The sequence below is a fragment of the Paraflavisolibacter caeni genome, from assembly GCF_025628885.1.
Lineage (GTDB): Bacteria > Bacteroidota > Bacteroidia > Chitinophagales > Chitinophagaceae > Flavisolibacter > Flavisolibacter caeni.
This window is the reverse complement of the sequence record NZ_JAOTIF010000003.1, coordinates 216,763-234,401: the sequence shown is the minus strand read 5'-3', so window position 1 is coordinate 234,401 and position 17,639 is coordinate 216,763. Positions and strand designations below refer to the sequence as shown.

At 40.3% G+C, this 17,639-nt stretch carries 12 protein-coding genes; 2 read left to right on the top strand and 10 right to left on the bottom strand.

Features of this window, described 5'->3' with window-relative positions; all coding sequences use genetic code 11:
- Positions 1-129 precede the first annotated feature (129 nt).
- Positions 130-1,203, top strand: a complete 1,074-nt coding sequence (locus tag OCK74_RS07410) for a 3-oxoacyl-ACP synthase III family protein (RefSeq protein ID WP_279296382.1) — start codon at positions 130-132, stop codon at positions 1,201-1,203.
- A gap of 743 nt (positions 1,204-1,946) precedes the next feature.
- Entirely contained in the window at positions 1,947-2,924 is a 978-nt protein-coding gene (locus tag OCK74_RS07405) for an acyl-ACP desaturase (RefSeq protein ID WP_279296381.1), read from the top strand.
- Between the two features lie 116 nt (positions 2,925-3,040).
- Here the strand turns inward: OCK74_RS07405 and OCK74_RS07400 are convergent, their stop codons facing one another.
- The 10 genes from OCK74_RS07400 to OCK74_RS07355 all read right to left on the bottom strand — a co-directional run bounded on the left by OCK74_RS07400 (position 3,041) and on the right by OCK74_RS07355 (position 17,628).
- Positions 3,041-5,092: a heavy metal translocating P-type ATPase gene (locus tag OCK74_RS07400; protein ID WP_279296380.1), complete on the bottom strand. Its 2,052-nt coding sequence runs from the start codon at positions 5,090-5,092 to the stop codon at positions 3,041-3,043.
- Positions 5,093-5,409: 317 nt separating this feature from the next.
- Complete coding sequence (locus OCK74_RS07395) at positions 5,410-7,101, bottom strand: HAMP domain-containing sensor histidine kinase (protein ID WP_279296379.1); 1,692 nt, start codon at positions 7,099-7,101, stop codon at positions 5,410-5,412.
- Positions 7,101-8,228, bottom strand: coding sequence for a sensor protein KdpD (locus OCK74_RS07390; RefSeq protein ID WP_279296378.1), 1,128 nt, complete (start codon positions 8,226-8,228; stop codon positions 7,101-7,103). The genes OCK74_RS07395 and OCK74_RS07390 overlap by 1 nt, the downstream gene beginning before the upstream one ends.
- Positions 8,228-9,319, bottom strand: a complete 1,092-nt coding sequence (locus OCK74_RS07385; protein ID WP_279296377.1) for a porin — start codon at positions 9,317-9,319, stop codon at positions 8,228-8,230. Before OCK74_RS07385 ends, OCK74_RS07390 begins: the two co-directional genes overlap by 1 nt.
- A 36-nt stretch (positions 9,320-9,355) precedes the next feature.
- Positions 9,356-9,916 carry a K(+)-transporting ATPase subunit C gene (locus OCK74_RS07380; RefSeq protein ID WP_279296376.1) on the bottom strand — a complete coding sequence of 187 codons (561 nt, stop codon included), beginning with the start codon at positions 9,914-9,916 and terminating at the stop codon, positions 9,356-9,358.
- Between the two features lie 13 nt (positions 9,917-9,929).
- On the bottom strand, positions 9,930-11,987 hold the full coding sequence (gene kdpB, locus OCK74_RS07375; RefSeq protein ID WP_279296375.1) for a potassium-transporting ATPase subunit KdpB: 2,058 nt from the start codon (positions 11,985-11,987) through the stop codon (positions 9,930-9,932).
- Positions 11,988-12,000: 13 nt separating this feature from the next.
- Positions 12,001-13,716, bottom strand: coding sequence for a potassium-transporting ATPase subunit KdpA (gene kdpA / locus OCK74_RS07370; RefSeq protein WP_279296374.1), 1,716 nt, complete (start codon positions 13,714-13,716; stop codon positions 12,001-12,003).
- A gap of 30 nt (positions 13,717-13,746) precedes the next feature.
- Entirely contained in the window at positions 13,747-13,824 is a 78-nt protein-coding gene (locus tag OCK74_RS07365) for a potassium-transporting ATPase subunit F (RefSeq protein ID WP_279296435.1), read from the bottom strand.
- A 456-nt stretch (positions 13,825-14,280) separates the two neighbouring features.
- A complete protein-coding gene (locus OCK74_RS07360) occupies positions 14,281-15,627 on the bottom strand; it encodes a sigma-54-dependent transcriptional regulator (RefSeq protein ID WP_279296373.1) in 1,347 nt (448 codons plus the stop codon).
- Positions 15,628-15,660: 33 nt separating this feature from the next.
- Positions 15,661-17,628: a KUP/HAK/KT family potassium transporter gene (locus OCK74_RS07355; RefSeq protein ID WP_279296372.1), complete on the bottom strand. Its 1,968-nt coding sequence runs from the start codon at positions 17,626-17,628 to the stop codon at positions 15,661-15,663.
- Positions 17,629-17,639 lie beyond the last annotated feature (11 nt).

The window sequence follows — 17,639 nt, the reverse complement described above, 5'->3', positions numbered from 1 at the left end:
TAACGGAAATAAACAATTTCAAGTTAAATAATGCTATAGACCTGGGAAATAACAGTACGACGAGGGAAATCAAGAAATAATTAGAAAGAAATAAATATCTTGAGCGCTCCAAAAAATCTTATAAAAAACATGCTCAGGTCTGTAATAACTGGAACAGGGTGCTATATTCCTTCTCACACTAAAACTAATGAAGACTTTATTGCTCAAAACTTTTATGCTGAAGATAACACGCTAATAGGTATCAAGTCGAATATCATTATCGATAAGTTCAAAAAAATTACTGGTATCGAGGAAAGACGCTATGTCACAGACGATCTCAACACGTCTGATATAGCTACACTTGCAGCCAGGGACGCAATTAAAGACAGCGGGATCGACATGGAAACCCTCGATCTGATCATTGTTGCCCATAATTTTGGTAACGTCTTAAAGAATTCAATTCAAACAGACGTAGTTCCTTCTTTAGCAAACCGTGTCAAACACAACTTAAAGATCAGCAATCCAAGGTGTGTTGCTTTTGATGTTTTATTTGGTTGCCCCGGTTGGGTGCAGGGAGTTATCCAGGCTGATGCTTTTTTCAAAGCTGGCATGGCAAAAAAAGCATTGATCATCGGTGCGGAAACCTTATCAAGAGTGATTGACGTATTCGATAGGGATAGTATGATCTTCAGCGATGGAGCTGGTGCAACTGTTATAGAATACAAAGATGTAGAAGAAAATGGAAGTGGTATTTTGTCAAGCTGCGCACTCAGTCACTGCATAGATGAAACATATTACCTCAGCATGCACCCATCTAATAATCCAGAAGTCGACGCCAATACAAGGTTCATTAAAATGAAAGGCAGAAAAGTATATGAGTATGCCCTGAAACACGTGCCGGAAGCCATGAAAGAATGCCTTGATAATAGTGGCGTTGATATCAGAGACCTCAAAAAAATATTCATCCACCAGGCAAATGAAAAAATGGATGAAGCAATCGTTCAGTCCATGTACCGCCTCTATGGCTACAACGAAGCTCCAAACGACATCATGCCAATGTGCATACATTACCTGGGGAATAGCTCAGTAGCCACAATCCCAACGCTATATGACATTGTATTAAAAGGTAAAGATGATGATCACAGTGTAGATCAGGGTAACGTGGTCCTGTTTGCTTCCGTAGGCGCAGGCATGAACATAAACGCTATTTGTTATAGAATCTAATATTTACAATCTTACTAAAATAATATGCCATAGGCACTACTCATAAATCAAAGTAGAGTCTATGGCTTTAAAACCAGTTTCCCACATCCCACCAAATCCCAAAAACAATAATCACTCCCCCATTCGTCATTAGATTCATTTGTCATTCCACTTATTTTCCACCATTTGCCCTAAGATCAGCCAAACAGTTTTCATCCAGTTCCGGAATGTTACTTTTGATCAGATATCCAAATTTATCTTTGGTACCAATACTATAATACATCAAACATTTACGGTTATTACAATGGCTAGAGTGAGTTTCATCTTGATGCCCATTTTGCATTGGAGTTCCCTGTTGTGCAAGAACTCATCATCAATAGTTTCTTCTTCACCTGCAATTGATTTAACGCAACTTGTACAAAATAGTAAAGTAAAGAGGAGAATTACAATACTAGTTTTCATAGACACAATTTAATAGGACCGTGTTCAACTCGCTGATTTTTAACGGCTAGGAGAAGACTACCAAATTAGTTATTAATGTAATTCAGCGTATGTAGATTATAGTTAATTTTACCTCAACAACTTACAAACCATAGTTGTTTTAACCAAAACGAAACAATATATAAATTATTAATAATAAATCATCAATATTAGGCTTTGCCCTCAGCCTCCCTGATGCTCAACTCATTGTAATTCATACCGCTGAGAATAGAACGGTACATCATTTGATAAATATTATTTAATATGCATTAAAAATTTACTCAATGGCAGAAAAGGTATCCCGGGCAGAAGTAATGAAACACCTGGACAAAGGAGTTTTAGATGCAATTCCTGCTTACTTAAAACCAATCGATGACATTTGGCAACCTGCAGACTTGTTACCAAAGTCTGAACATGAAGAATTTTATGATCAGATAAAAGAACTTCAGAAAAAAGCAAGCAACCTCACTTATGATTTACTTGTAGTCCTGATCGGCGATACAATTACAGAGGAAGCGCTACCTACATATGAGTCCTGGCTCTCTTCATTGCACCCTATAAATGAAGAAAGAGAAGGAGGATGGAATCAATGGGTAAGAGCCTGGACAGCAGAAGAAAACCGGCATGGAGACATTTTAAACAAGTACTTATACCTTTCAGGCCGCATCAATATGCGGGCAATGGAAATTTCTACCCAATACCTGTTGGCAGATGGCTTCGACATCGGTACAACCAAAGACCCTTACAGGAATTTTGTTTATACTTCCTTCCAGGAATTAGCAACCAACTTATCACATAGACGAGTGGCGAAGTTTGCTAAAAAAGAAGGAGACGACCTGCTGGCGAAAATTTGTGGTAATGTAGCTTCCGATGAAGCCAGGCATGCCAGTGCCTATAAATCATTTGTGTCAAAGATATTTGAAGTAGATCCAAGCGAAATGATGATTGCCTTTGAAGACATGATGCGAAAAAAAATTGTAATGCCAGCCCACTTCCTGCGCGAAAAGGGAACGCCTAGAGGTGACGCCTTCCGCCATTTTTCTGAAGTAGCTCAACGAATTGGCGTGTATACAGGAAAAGACTATATCCATATATTGCATTCCTTGATTAAAGAATGGCACATTGAAAAAATTTGCGGCCTGAATGAAGCAGGTGAAAAGGCAAGAGATTATATAATGGCCTTACCCGCAAGGTTGCATAAACTGACAGAAAGAATGACACCCCAGCCAACTTCCTACAAGTTCAGCTGGATCAATGCTTAATCAAAATCATAATTGGAGAGCATGGAAATGATCAAATGGATTTCATTTAAAAATGAAATGCTCTCCATCTTTCAACCTTTCTACGATCCTTCAGAATCTACTCAGTTTATAATTTTTTACTTCTTATAAGCCAATAATCTTAAAGCATTTAAAACAACTACAATCGTAGAACCTTCATGTGCAATAACTGCGGGGCCAATACTTGCCATTCCTGTAATCGTTAATGGAATTAAGATTGCAATCATACCTAAGCTGATAAATACATTTTGCTTGATGATCCTTTTTGCTTGCCGGCTTAAACCAATGGCAAAAGGCAAAAGGTTCAATTGATCACCCATAAGAGCGATATCCGCAGTTTCCAAAGCCACATCACTTCCGGCAGCCCCCATAGTAATCCCTGCTGTGCTGAGCGCCATTGCAGGTGCATCGTTTACACCATCACCTACCATAGCAACTTTCTTCTCCTTTTGTTTAAGCTTTTTGATAGCTTCAACCTTTTGTTCCGGTAATAAACTGCCCCAGACATCAGTAATACCTATTTGTTTGGCTACGGCATCTGCAACTTTTTGATTATCTCCGGTCAGCATGACCATCCTGTGGATGCCAACTTCTTTTAACTGCCTTAGGGTTTCTTTCGCCTCTTTTCTTGGAATATCCATAACAGCGATAATACCAGCATATTCTTCATTTTTTCGAACAATCATTGTCGTATTACCCGCATCCTCAAGTTTTTTAACTTCTTTAATAAGCTCATCAGAAGGCTTGAAAGCATCCAAAGAGTCAAATAATCTGAGGTTGCCTATATATACGACATCATTATCTAATGACGCCTTTATTCCTTTCCCTATGATTGCTTCAAGATTTTGTGCCTGTGGTATATTTTGTGCTCCAAGCTTACCCAATCCATCACGAACAATAGCTTTCGCCAGGGGATGATCACTCAATGCTTCCACTGCAACCGTTATGATTAATAACTCCTTTTCTGTAGTATGCTGTGATGGAATGATGTGTGTTAGCTTTGGTTTACCCTCAGTAAGGGTTCCTGTTTTATCAAAAGCGATCGCTTTAAGAGTTCCCACATCTTCAAGAGGCTTACCTCCTTTGATCAATACACCAGCCCTCGCAGCCCTTGCTACACCACTTAATACGGCACTGGGCGTTGATATAGCCAATGCACATGGACTGGCAGCTATAAGTACCGTCATGGCCCGGTAAAAGCTTTTGCTGAACGGCTCATCGATCACCAAAAAGGCAAAACAAAGAAGCACTACCAGGATTAATACAAAAGGAACAAAGTACTTTTCAAATTGATCGGAGAAATGTTGGGTGGGCGACTTTTGTGATTGGGCTTCATGAACCATCCTGACCAGGCGTGAAATAGTGGAATCACTTGCTGGCTTACTTACTTTCACCTCTAAAGATTCATTGCCATTGATAGAACCAGCGAACACCTGGTGCTCAGCATCGATTTCCTTGGCTTTGGAAATATCAAAATTGGGATCAATCACCGCTCTTTTATCAACAGGAATACTTTCACCTGTGATGGGCGCCTGGTTCACACAACTGTTACCCCCAACAACAATACCATCAGCGGATATTTTGGTATGGGGCCTCACAACAATAATATCGCCGGGAGAAAGCTCTTCAATTCCAACCTCCTTCACATCTCCATCAATCTTTAGTAAAGCTGTCTTGGGCGCCAGGTCAGCCAAAGCGGCAATCGATTTGCGGGCCTTCTCCATGGCAAAATGTTCAAGCGAATGACCCATGCTAAATAGAAAAAGTAACAGGGCTCCATCACTCCATTGCCCTAATATGCCTGCTCCGATCGCTGCTACAAGCATCAAAAAGTCAATTTCAAATTCGCCTTTTTTAATAGACTCGACAGCCTCCCTGGTTGTATAAAAGCCACCAAAGAGATATGCCCCTATATAAAAGTAAATGGGAATCGCAGGAGCGGCTCCCTTATGAAGAGAAAGAAAAAAACCTGTTAATAACAGTAAGCCACAAATCAAACTAAAAATAAACTCAGTCTTCGGTCCCAGAATCCTATGATGGCTATGCCCATCTCCTTGCTTTACAAGATCCTCCCCCTGCGCATTTCCTCCATACACATTTGGGATTTCTGGTATCATTACATCTGGGTCGATTTGAACTTTTTCCATCATCTATTGAACTGCATTTAATAAATAATTCTAAATTATCTTCAAAAAGTTGGCCATGTAAATTGACAGACTCTTTAAATATGGAGTGAAGTGTCAAATCGTTTCAATTTAAGTTACTATGCAGTCTTATTGTCAGAGTTTGGGATCGGAAATTGACAACTTAAATCTGAACTGCACATGAAAGGATCAATCTTAAGCAAAGATAAGCCGGCAATAGGATTTGTCCAGCTTAAAAATTGAAATACATCGAAAAAAATGATGCCATCCTGGCGATACCTTTTATCAGGAATCCATCCACGTGAAGGTCAACTACAGCAACCTTATAAGGCATTTAAACTAAAATTAAAAGAAGATCCCCTTCCCAATTCGCTTTCGGCCCAGATATTTCCGCCTTGTGCTTCAATAAATTCTTTACTGATGGCCAAACCTAAACCTGTGCCCTTTGCTTTTGAACCGGGGACTTTAAAATAGCGGTCAAATACTTTTGGGAGGTACTCTTCCGGAATACCTGGACCCTGATCAGTTACAGTAAAAACAATTTTGTGATCTGCCTTTTTTACTGATATGTTTATGTTGCTGTTCTCCGGACTGTATTTAATGGCATTGGTCAAAAAATTATTTAATACCCAAATTGTCTTTTCTGCATCAATTGCAATGGCGGGCATTTGCTCCGGTATATTTTTCTGAATGATAATTCTCTTTTCTTTTGCAGCGGTGTTGACTGCATTGATGGCATTATCGACAATTGAATGAGGATGCACCTCTTTTATATCCAACTGCATCTTCCCCGCTTCTACCTGCGACATGTTTAACAACTCGCTTAGAATACGCAGCATGCGATGGTTGTCTTGTTTTAAATGCTGTATCAATTCTTTTTGCTCGTGAGTAAGATGCCCAATTCGTTCATCTTCCAACAATTTTAAGCTGAAATCAGATGAAGCCAATGGAGTTTTTAATTCATGTGATATGGTGGCAATGAAATTTGTTTTGGCCACATCCAGTTCTTTGTAGGAAGTAATATTTTTCAAAACAATAACCGTACTTTTTGAATCTTGTAACGGCACATCAATTACCTCTTTTACAAAGTAATTTTCCTTATTCTCTACAACGATCTTAAAGGGCATGGAATTATTATTATCAATCAAATAGCGGAATAAGTCATTTTTATTAGTGATTTCGTCAACAGATTTTCCTACAACATCTCTTGCTTCAACACCCAATAATTGCAGAGCCTGGAAATTGGCGAATAGTATGTTGTTATTTTTGTCAATACCAATACTGGCATCTTTCAAACTGTTAATCACAGATTCAGCTCTGCTTTTTTCAAACATTAATCTATTAAGGTTACTACTTTCAAAATATTCTAATCGTTCTGCCATTTCATTATAAGCATCTGCCAGTTGGCCAAATTCATCCTTACTGTCAATATGTATCCGGTGTTTATAATTTTTACTCCCAACTTGTTTTATGGCTTCAGTTAGTTGTCTTATTGGTTCGGTAACTATAAAAGGAAAATTGATTGTGAAAGTAAAGGCAATTAAAAAAACAACGGCACCGATCAATGAAATATACGCTAATGCTTTATTTGCTGCAGCTTCTGCTTTTTGGTTCTTTTGATAGATAGCCACCATATTAACCGCTAGGATATGTTGCAATTGTTGAGCTATGATTGGTCTTACCCCAAAAGAAGTATCACCTGCCTTGAGTTTATCGAATTGAACTCGTAATATAGTTGTAGCTTTTTCTTCACCAGGTTCTGTAAGGTTTGCTTCTTGATCATGCAAAACCTTTTCGAATTTGGCTAAATAAATTGGCGGATTTAAAGCTATACTATCCAATGCATTTAGCATCGTATGGCAATAATCCAGTGATTCATAGTTATCTTTTAAAATATCCTTGGCATCGTTTTTAAATTTCACTAAATAAAAGATGCCTACACCGCCAGAAAGCAACAGAAGGAAGAAAAGGAAAAGCGTGCCGAATCGGATTTTATTTTTTACACTCGCAGCCATTAAGATAAGATTACAAGATCAACATCATTTTTTGAAAGCGTCTTTAATAACTGGCTGAACACACCTGTTTTCCATATGATCTGAAAAAGGCTTAGGTGTGGCTTTCCCAGACAAACGGTAGTGATACCTTTTGCCTGAACAGTCTCCATAATAGCTTCGGCAACGTTGGTTGCCTTTACTTGAATCACCTCAGCACCCAAATCTATGGCATTTTTAAAGTTATTGATTAAATGCCGTTGAGCAGCTAAGGCAATTTTATCAGGAGTTTCTTTTGGTGTCTGTACATACAGTACGTACCACTGACTATTATAATAAGAAGCCAAACGCGCTGTTTTGCGTATAATTTTTTGTGCAATTTCATGATTGGAAGAAATACAGGCCAGGAAATGCTCATGCCGAAAGGGAGTTTGCCTGGCTGTAATCTCGTAATCTACTTTACGCTCAACCTGTCCTGCTACTTCCTTTAAAGCGAGCTCTCGTAGCTGCAGAATCTTCTGTGGTTGGAAGAAGTTAGTCAATGCCTGCTGTACTTTGCCATGGTCATATATCTTTCCTTCTTTTAAACGAGTGATCAGTTCATCTGCAGTTAAGTCAATATTCACTACTTCATCGGCCATTTGCAGCAATTTGTCAGGCACCCGTTCCATTACTTCAACACCAGTAATAGCCTTCACATCTTCATTTATGCTTTCTATATGTTGAATGTTCACAGCAGTAATAACATTGATGCCAGCTTCAAGCACATCCAGCACATCCTGCCAGCGCTTTTCATTTTTACTACCGGGTATGTTACTATGAGCCAGCTCATCAATAATGACTACTTCCGGTTGCAACAATAGAATAGCCTGCACATCCAGTTCTTCAAGTCTTTTGCCTTTGTAAAAAACTTCTCTTCTCGGTATTACAGGTAAGCCTTCAATTAATGCTTCTGTTTCTTTGCGGCCATGCGTTTCTACATACCCTACTTTGATATTGACTCCGTTGCGTAAAAGAGCATGCGCTTCCTGTAACATGCGGTATGTTTTACCTACACCGGCACTCATGCCAATGTAAATCTTCAATTTCCCTTTTTCTGATTGCTTTACACGCTGCAACCATTCTTCTGCTGTATGATTTTTTTCGTCCATCAAAAATTAATAGCAGTTGAAAATGTAATAGCTGTATTGTTGTCTCTGGATATTCCTTCTTTTACAAAAATTTCATCCTTGCTGTTCAATGTTCTTCCTTCTAACCGCAGTGAAATGTTTTTCATTGGCCAGTAATCAACATTGGCAGAGAATCCGGCAGTTTTAAAACCATTTGGAGTACCTGTGCTGATAATTACGCCATCTTCATCACTATAATATTCACCACGTAGGGCCATTGCCCAATGATCGTTTGGCGTGAAGCGTACAATTCCAACGGGTGTGAACCAGTCTGATTTGTCGTCGCCATCTTTCACCTTTTGCTCCTGACCATAGTCCAACCCGGCAATCACACCTATTTTATCAGTGAGTTGGAGTATAGCATACAGGTCATGGAAATAACGCCATTTTCTTTCTGCATCTGGTTTGTCTGTACCAAAGAATGTACTGTAATTGATCAAAACCTTGTCCGAAGGTTTGAATTGTACTTGTGTGCCCCAACTCATGAGTGAATTGCTATCTACTCTTTGTATTCGCTGCCAGCCATTCAATGCCAAAGCGCTGAATAGCCACTTACCATCATTGGTATTATAGGTCAATTTTGCACCACTTTCATAGTAAGGTGAATTCTCAGCCGCGATACTTCTGGTTAATGTCCAGCAACTTGGAGCGTGAGCACTTTCCCAGCCAATGTGCGATGGCATTATTCCGATATCAAACCATAGGTTTTGATTGCGATTTAACTTGTATCCGGCATTGGCTTCATAAATATTTTTCAATACGCCCGGTTCTGCAGCATAGTTAGCATTCATATATGTTCCAACAGCTAATGTCAGGTTGGCCCGTACTCTATCCGTATTATAGCTTCCTTTTAAAAAAGCAAGGTTCACATTAAACTCATGATGCCTGTTATGGCTGTACAGAAAGCCCGGCCGGGTATTGTCCTCAGGTTTGTTGAAATCGTAGCAGTAATAGCCTTCAATAAAACCGCTAAAATTCAAAGGATTGGATTCAGCTTGTGCTTGTACGGTGCTGTCTTGTGCTGTAGCAGAAAGTGCCAAGGTTACAGCCAAGCCTGCCATCAACTTCTTCATTTTGTTTTGCTTAATGGTAATACTAGTTAAGTTAGCCTATTTTTGATTCAACTGATCCAAAGCCACATTTAGTTTCAAAACGTTTATCACATCCGGGCCAATAGGATTTTTTTCAATACGCTGGTCAACTAATGATTTTACCTTGCTTTCATCCAGGTCACGGGTTGCTGCAACCCTTTTTATCTGGATATATGCGGAAGCCGGAGAAATATTGGGATCCAATCCACTACCCGAAGCCGTTACCATTTCAGCTGGAATCTGCTCCTTGGTGATGCCACGATTGTGTACTAAAAATGTGTCAATACGATCCTGAACAATTTTTAAATAGTCAGGATTACTGGGGCCTTTGTTGCTGCCGGCAGAACCGGAAGCAATGTAATCAACGGCAGAAGGTCGGCCCCAGAAATATTTATCTTCAGTGAACTTTTGCCCAATGTTGGCATAGCCCACCACTTTACCATTTACTGTGATTTTTTCACCGTCACCGCCGCCTGGTGTCAATTTGCCAATTCCGGCAACCACAAGTGAATAAAGCAGGCAACACAAAACCAGCATCACAAGGGTCATTTTAAGAGAAGGCCATAAATATTTTTTCATTTTGTAAATACTTTTAAATAAAAAATCCAATAATTAAATCAATCAACTTAATACCAATAAATGGTACGATGATTCCACCAAATCCATAAATCAACAGGTTCCTGCGTAGCAATGCTGAAGCGCCAATTGGTTTATACTCTACGCCACGCAAAGCCAGCGGAATCAGCGATGGAATGATGATGGCATTGAAAATAACGGCTGAAAGAATAGCGCTTTCCGGGCTTTTTAGGTTCATGATATTCAAGCCTTGCAGTGCCGGGATAGAGGCTACGAACAAAGCCGGAACAATGGCAAAATATTTGGCCACATCGTTAGCAATAGAAAATGTAGTCAGCGTACCACGGGTAATGAGTAACTGCTTACCAATTTCTACCACTTCAATCAGTTTGGTAGGGTCATTGTCCATATCCACCATATTACTGGCTTCTTTGGCAGCCTGTGTTCCGCTGTTCATGGCCACGCCTACATCAGCTTGTGCTAATGCCGGAGCATCGTTAGTACCGTCTCCCATCATAGCTACCAATTTACCGGTTTGCTGTTCTTTTCTAATATAGTTCATTTTATCTTCCGGCTTAGCCTCAGCAATAAAGTCATCTACACCAGCTTTTTCAGCAATGTATTTGGCTGTCAGCGGATTGTCGCCAGTCACCATTACTGTCTTCACACCCATCTTGCGCAAACGCTGGAACCGCTCCTGCATACCTGGCTTGATAATATCTTGCAATTCAATCACACCCTTTGCTTCATTATTCAAAGCAACTACCAAAGGTGTTCCTCCATTAGCAGCAATGGTTTTCACTCTTTCTTCCACTTCTTTAGGAACAGTACCACCATGTTTTGTCACCATGTTGCGGATAGCATCGAAAGCGCCTTTGCGTATTTTTCTGCCGTCTTTTAAATCCACACCACTGCTTCTTGTTTCAGCAGTGAAGTTGATGAAGTGCATATCTTCTTCGCGGCTTTTGTTAATGCCTTTTGCCTGGGCTAATTCAATGATGGATTTACCCTCCGGTGTCTCATCGGCTAAAGAGCTTAATACAGCCAGTTCGACAAAGTCCTGCTCTCCGATTCCATTAGCAGTATAAAAGTGGGTAGCTTTACGGTTACCAATGGTGATGGTCCCTGTTTTATCCAGCAGAAGCGTATCCACATCACCTGCGGTTTCCACCGCTTTACCTGATTTTGCAATCACATTGGCTCTTAACGCCCTGTCCATGCCTGCTATACCAATAGCTGATAATAAACCCCCAATTGTTGTGGGTATGAGACAGACAAAAAGAGATATGAAAGCGGCAATGGTTATTGGCGTATTTGCATAATCGGCAAAAGGCTTCAGTGTCACACATACGATAATGAACACCAGTGTAAAAGCTGCCAGCAAAATGGTCAATGCAATTTCATTAGGTGTTTTCTGACGGTTAGCACCTTCTACTAATGCAATCATCTTATCCAGGAAGGTCTCACCAGGTTGTGTGGTTACCTTCACAATGATCTTATCTGACAACACTTTGGTACCACCCGTAACTGAAGATTTATCTCCACCAGCTTCGCGGATTACTGGAGCGGACTCTCCTGTAATGGCGCTTTCATCAATAGTAGCAATACCTTTTACTATTTCACCATCCATAGGAATGATGTCTCCGGCTTCGCATTCAAACATGTCTCCTAACTGGAGTTCTGATGAATGTACCACCCTAACCTCATTTACATACATTTCTCCAACTGGAAATATCTTCTTTGCCGGTGTATCTTGTCTTGTTTTGCGCAAGCTTTCAGCCTGTGCTTTGCCCCTTGCTTCCGCAATGGCCTCAGCAAAGTTGGCAAACAAAACAGTTAGGAACAGCACAATAAATATGGAGATGTTGTACCATAATGGACCTTCATTGGTATCTCCGGTAACAATAGAGTAAATTACAACCAGCATCATCACAAGCGTGCCGATCTCCACAGTGAACATGACGGGGTTCTTCACCATCAGTCGTGGACTTAGTTTGACAAAAGATTGCTTAAGCGCCGTATTCACGAGCGCAGGTTCAAATAAACCGTGCGTTTTTCTTCTATGTATTGACATAACGAGTTCGGAATTATTTAAGTGAAAAATGTTCAGCTAAAGGCCCTAATGTTAAGGCCGGGAAGAAAGCAAGGGCTGCAATGATGACAATTACAGCAAACGTCATCAGACCGAAAGTATAGCTATCAGATTTCAGTGTACCTGCCGATTCCGGAATATATTTCTTTTGTGCTAAAATACCGGCTATGGCTATTGGCCCAACAATGGGCAGGAATCTTCCCAAAATCAGCACAAAACCTGTGGTTACGTTCCAGAAAATATTGTTATCACCCAAGCCTTCAAAACCGCTACCGTTATTTGCTGCTGAGGATGTGTATTCATACAGCATTTCGCCGAAGCCATGGTATCCTGGGTTGTTCAGCCAGTTAGCAGGTTTGACTGCCCAGTCTGCTTCTGGATGATGCACTATGATATAGGAAGACAAGGCTGTTCCTGCCAAAATAAGCAGTGGATGTAATAATGCAATGACAGAGGCAATCTTCATTTCCTTAGCTTCTATCTTTCTGCCCAGGAATTCTGGTGTCCTTCCCACCATTAAACCAGAAATAAAAACAGCTACAATGAGAAAAACGAAATAGTTCAAAATGCCTACACCGATACCGCCATAAAAAGCATTGATCATCATATCCAGCATTTGCATAGCGCCGGACATTGGCGTCATGCTGTCGTGCATCGCATTTACAGAACCATTGGAAGTGGCTGTAGTGCTTATACCCCAAAGAGCGGATGCAGCCGGCCCGAAACGAGCTTCTTTACCTTCCATGCTACCAGTAGGTTGTAAAACACCCATTTTTGAAAGAGCAGGATTGCCCTTGATTTCTGAGTATACTGAAGTAGATAGAATGAATAGGAATCCAACCGTCATTACTCCGAAAATAACCTTTGCCAGTTTTCTTCGATTCAAATAATAACCAAGCGCAAATACAAGTGCGATAGGTATCAGCAGAATAGCAATATTCTCAACTACGTTGGTGAAATAATTGGGATTTTCCAGCGGATGCGCAGAGTTGACACCAAACCATCCTCCTCCATTCGTACCTAATTGTTTAATAGCTATCATACCGGCCGCAGGCCCACGGCTTACTTGCACGCTATCGCCTTGCAGTGTTACAATACTATCCTTTCCTTCAAAAGAAGTGGGTGTACCATTAAAAGCCAGGACAATAGCAACAATAATACTCAATGGCAACAGTAATCGGGTGATTGATTGTACAAAGAATACCCAGAAGTTACCCAGTTGATCAGTCACCTTATCCCTCAAAGCCTTAAACAACACAAATAAGGCTGCAATACCTGTTGCGGCCGAAACAAATTGGAAAAACATAACCACATATAGCTGTGTCAGATAAGTCAAGCCAGATTCCCCGGAATAGTGCTGCAGGTTGCAGTTTACAATAAATGAGATAACAGTGTTAAACGCCAGGTCGGGTGTTTGCGATGGATTGCCATCCGGATTTAAGAACAATGAGCCTTGTGTAATGAGCATAATAAACCCATAAATAAACCAGATGAAGTTGATAGTAAGCAAGGCTTTCAGGTGCTGCTTCCAGTTCATCTCCTTATTTGGATCAATACCGCAAATCTTGAATATAAACCTTTCTACCGGCGCCATAAAGCCCAGAATGGTCCGCTCGCCTTTAATAGTTTTTGCAATGTACTTTCCTAACGGAATGGCGAGTAAGACCGTTAGAACATATGTAATAATTACTCCTAATAATTCTGTATTCATAATTGTGAGTTGTAAGGGGTGGATTTACAATTAGAATTTTTCTGGTTTCAGCAAAACGTAAACGAGATAGAAAAAAACCAGAATGGATAAAATGAATAATGCGTTCATCATAGCTTAAATGTTTTCAAAAAAGTGGATCGATTTATAAAATAGCCAGAAACTTATTAGACCGGCCAAAAACAACAAAATGGTTAATAACATATAGTATTTATTTAGTGAAATAGTATTTTGATTTTTACAACTGCAATAATGATAAGTGCTATGGACAACAGCCAGGCAAGGGTAATTATCATTATAGACTTGATATTTGGATTTCTAATTCCCATTTGGATATTTACTTGGTACTTTGTTTTTATTTTCTCTTTGCTTTAGATAGCATAAATGCGTACCAAAACTTAATCTCTAGAGCGAAGTGCTTGGAAATGCAGGCTGGTGGCTCTCATTAAGATGTATTATGTAAAGAGATAGAAAAACGTAGAATAGAAAACCCTTTCAAAATGAAATGGTCATTTTTCATTTTGAAAGGGTTTGATCATGCTTGTTTTTGCACCCTTGCAAAAACAACTAATTTGCAGACAACTGGTATTCTTCCATTTTACGGTAAAGAGTAGTTAAACCAATACCCAGGAGTTCTGCCGCCTTGGTTTTATTACCTTTTGTATGTCGTAATACTTTTTGTATGTGTACCTTTTCAATTGTTGCTAAATCAAAAGAAGAACTCGATTGAGCTAATGAAGATATTTGAAGTTCCAGAGGTAATGAATCAGTTGTTAATTCATCTCCCTCCGTTAGAATAACAGATCGTTCAATTACATTTTTCAGTTCTCTAATGTTTCCCCGCCAGTAATGATTCGTCAAATGATGAATAAAATCTTTATTCATTCCGGTAATGCGTTTGTTAGAGCGTAGTGCATACATCTGCAAAAAATTTTCAGCCAATAAGGGTATATCTTCCCTGCGGTCCCGGAGGGATGGCAAACTGATTGTAAAAACATTCAGGCGATAAATAAGATCCTCCCGGAATCTGCCAATTTTCACCTCTTCTTCCAGGTTCCGGTTGGTAGCAGCTATAATCCGCACATTTACTGTTGTAGGCTTAGTATCCCCTACCTTGATAAATTCGGAAGTTTCTAGTACCCTTAACAGTTTGCTTTGAAGGTCGAGGTGCATTTCACCAATTTCATCCAGGAATAAAGTACCACCATTAGCTTCCTCAATCAAGCCTTTTTTGTCTTTTGTAGCACCAGTAAAAGCTCCTGCCTTATGTCCAAAGATTTCGCTTTCAAGCAACTCCTTGGAAAATGCACTGCAATTGAGTGCCATGAACATTTTCTTGGCTCTGGGACTGGCATAATGTATTGCTTGTGCGAACACTTCCTTGCCGGTTCCCGTTTCTCCTAATAACAAAACAGTAGCATCAGTAGGCGCTACTTTTTGAGCAAAAGAAATAGCCGCTCTAATGGCATCAGACTTACCTATGATGTTTTCAAAACTGTATCGTTTTCCAGCTTGTTTTTCTAACTGCAATACCCTTTTTTGAAGCATGACTTTTTCCAATGCCTTATGTAAGAGAGGAATCACTTTATCATTATCATCACCCTTTGTAATATAATCAAAAGCGCCATTTTTCATTGCTTGAACGCCATCGTGTATATTCCCGAATGCAGTAAGCAGGATAATCTCAATGATAGGGTATTTGGATTTTACTTCCTTTACAAAATCAACACCATTGCCATCCGGAAGTTTAACATCACAAAGGATAACATCTATTTCTTCTTTATCAAGAAGTTTTACGGCAGAGTTTATATCTTCTTTTTCGGTTACCAGGAATCCTTCCAATTTGATGATCCGTGCTAATAAACTACGTAATTGCGCCTCATCATCAACAATCAGAATCTTGCCAATGTTCATGCTAATCTTTTTTATTATAAAGCCTTAGACTCATTATTTTAAACGCTTCAGCCTAAGATCGGTAACAGGTGCCACGATCAGCGGGAATTTTTCTACGGTTACCGTACTGACATCCAGTCCAAAGCCCCTTTCCTCTGAAAGACTGACCTCCTTCAGCCAAAAATAAAACTTCATGACCATGCGCTCTAAGATCGGCAGGTCGTTATCCTGGCTGAGGAATTTTTCCATGACAATAAAGGAGAAATCTCCCACAATATTGCTGCGCTCCAGGCTTTCATAGCGACTGGTGATGTTCACTTCCCTGTTGGCCACCAGGTCTTCCACCACTTTGCGGAACATCAGGTTGATGCGGGGTTGTACACGAAAGCCAAGCTTAAACTCAATTCGGATAATATCGTTGGGAATAATGTGTTCTACGGCATACTCTGAGGTATAAGGATCATCCAGGGTGTCAACATGCACAAACCAGTAGATGTCCGCCCTTTTGGGCTTTTTGTTCAGTATGGAGTAAATGATCTTGTGCTCTATTTCTTTAGGGTTGTCGGCACTGGTCAGGTACACCAGGTGGGTGGCATACTTGGGTACCGAGCGGTCGTTGCTCAATTCCTGGATCTTGGGAATATAGTGCTCCAGCCGTACAAACTCCACATAGCGGTTCTTGATCTTACGGGCTTTGAACCAGTCAAACATAACTAAGAATAAGGCGCCACCAACAAACAGGGTAACATATCCACCGTGATGAAACTTCTCCATGTTTGCAGAAAGGAAACTAAACTCTATGGTAAGATAAACTACAAGATATAAGTATATCAAACCAGCCTTTGCTCTGTGCAGCACCAGGTAATTGGCAAAGAGCATGGAGGTGGCAATCATGCAAAGTGTAATGGCCAGTCCATAAGCAGCTTCCATATTTGAAGCCTTCTTAAAATAAAGTGTAATGCCAACACACCCTGCGAACAACAACATATTAATAGCAGGAATAAACAGCTGCCCCCTTGCCTCAGTTGGATAGACAATCTTGAACTTAGGCCACAGGTTCAGTCGCATGGCTTCGCTGATCAGGGTAAAAGAACCGGAAATCAGTGCCTGGCTGGCAATGATGGCCGCTGCTGTGGCAATGGCAATACCAAAATAAAGGAACCACTCTGGCATCACGCCGTAAAAGGGATTGAAGCCCTTTTCAATTAATTCAGGTGAAATACGTTGCCCCATATAATTGCTCAATAACCATGCACCCTGTCCCAAATAGTTCATTATAAGGCAGCTTTTAACGAATATCCAGGAATAGCGTATGTTCCATTTCCCGCAGTGGCCCAGGTCCGAATAAAGCGCTTCGGCACCCGTGGTACAGAGGAAAACACCACCTAGGATATAAAAACCTTTGGGGTAAGTAATCAATAAATTGATTCCGTAGTATGGATTGAGCGCCTTAAATACATGCAAATCATCAGAAATATGGACAATGCCCAAAGTTGCCAGCATGAGGAACCAAATAGACATGATAGGCCCAAACGATCTGCCAATAAAAGCAGTTCCAAACTGTTGTAAAAAAAACATGGCTGATAAGATGCCGATAACAATATAAATAATGGTTTGTTGAGTAATATGCGACAAGGCAGGTACTTGCTTTAAACCCTCTATTGCGGATGTAACAGAGATCGGGGGAGTGATCATGCCATCAGCCAGAAGTGCAGCCCCTCCAATCATTGCAGGAATGACTAACCACCTCTTCCTTCTCCGCACCAGTGCATACAGGGAAAAGATTCCACCTTCCCCCCTGTTATCAGCTTGCAGCGTCAGCACTACATACTTTAAGGTCGTTTGTAGTGTGAGTGTCCAGATAATTAAAGACAACGACCCTATCACTAGTTCTTCTGAAATTGATTTACCATTCATAATGGCATTCAATACATAAAGTGGCGAGGTACCAATGTCTCCATAAATAATTCCAAGAGCAATAAGGAGACCCGCTAGAGTAACTTTATTTTGACTTGTAGACATTTAATTTTAAA

Coding starts and splice junctions, on each gene's coding strand:
- OCK74_RS07400 (WP_279296380.1), bottom strand. CDS start 5,092: ATGATGGAAAAAGTTCAAATCGACCCAGATGTAATGATACCAGAAATC.
- OCK74_RS07395 (WP_279296379.1), bottom strand. CDS start 7,101: ATGGCTGCGAGTGTAAAAAATAAAATCCGATTCGGCACGCTTTTCCTT.
- OCK74_RS07360 (WP_279296373.1), bottom strand. CDS start 15,627: ATGAACATTGGCAAGATTCTGATTGTTGATGATGAGGCGCAATTACGT.
- OCK74_RS07390 (WP_279296378.1), bottom strand. CDS start 8,228: ATGGACGAAAAAAATCATACAGCAGAAGAATGGTTGCAGCGTGTAAAG.
- OCK74_RS07410 (WP_279296382.1), top strand. CDS start 130: ATGCTCAGGTCTGTAATAACTGGAACAGGGTGCTATATTCCTTCTCAC.
- OCK74_RS07385 (WP_279296377.1), bottom strand. CDS start 9,319: ATGAAGAAGTTGATGGCAGGCTTGGCTGTAACCTTGGCACTTTCTGCT.
- OCK74_RS07365 (WP_279296435.1), bottom strand. CDS start 13,824: ATGAACGCATTATTCATTTTATCCATTCTGGTTTTTTTCTATCTCGTT.
- OCK74_RS07355 (WP_279296372.1), bottom strand. CDS start 17,628: ATGTCTACAAGTCAAAATAAAGTTACTCTAGCGGGTCTCCTTATTGCT.
- kdpA (WP_279296374.1), bottom strand. CDS start 13,716: ATGAATACAGAATTATTAGGAGTAATTATTACATATGTTCTAACGGTC.
- kdpB (WP_279296375.1), bottom strand. CDS start 11,987: ATGTCAATACATAGAAGAAAAACGCACGGTTTATTTGAACCTGCGCTC.
- OCK74_RS07405 (WP_279296381.1), top strand. CDS start 1,947: ATGGCAGAAAAGGTATCCCGGGCAGAAGTAATGAAACACCTGGACAAA.
- OCK74_RS07380 (WP_279296376.1), bottom strand. CDS start 9,916: ATGAAAAAATATTTATGGCCTTCTCTTAAAATGACCCTTGTGATGCTG.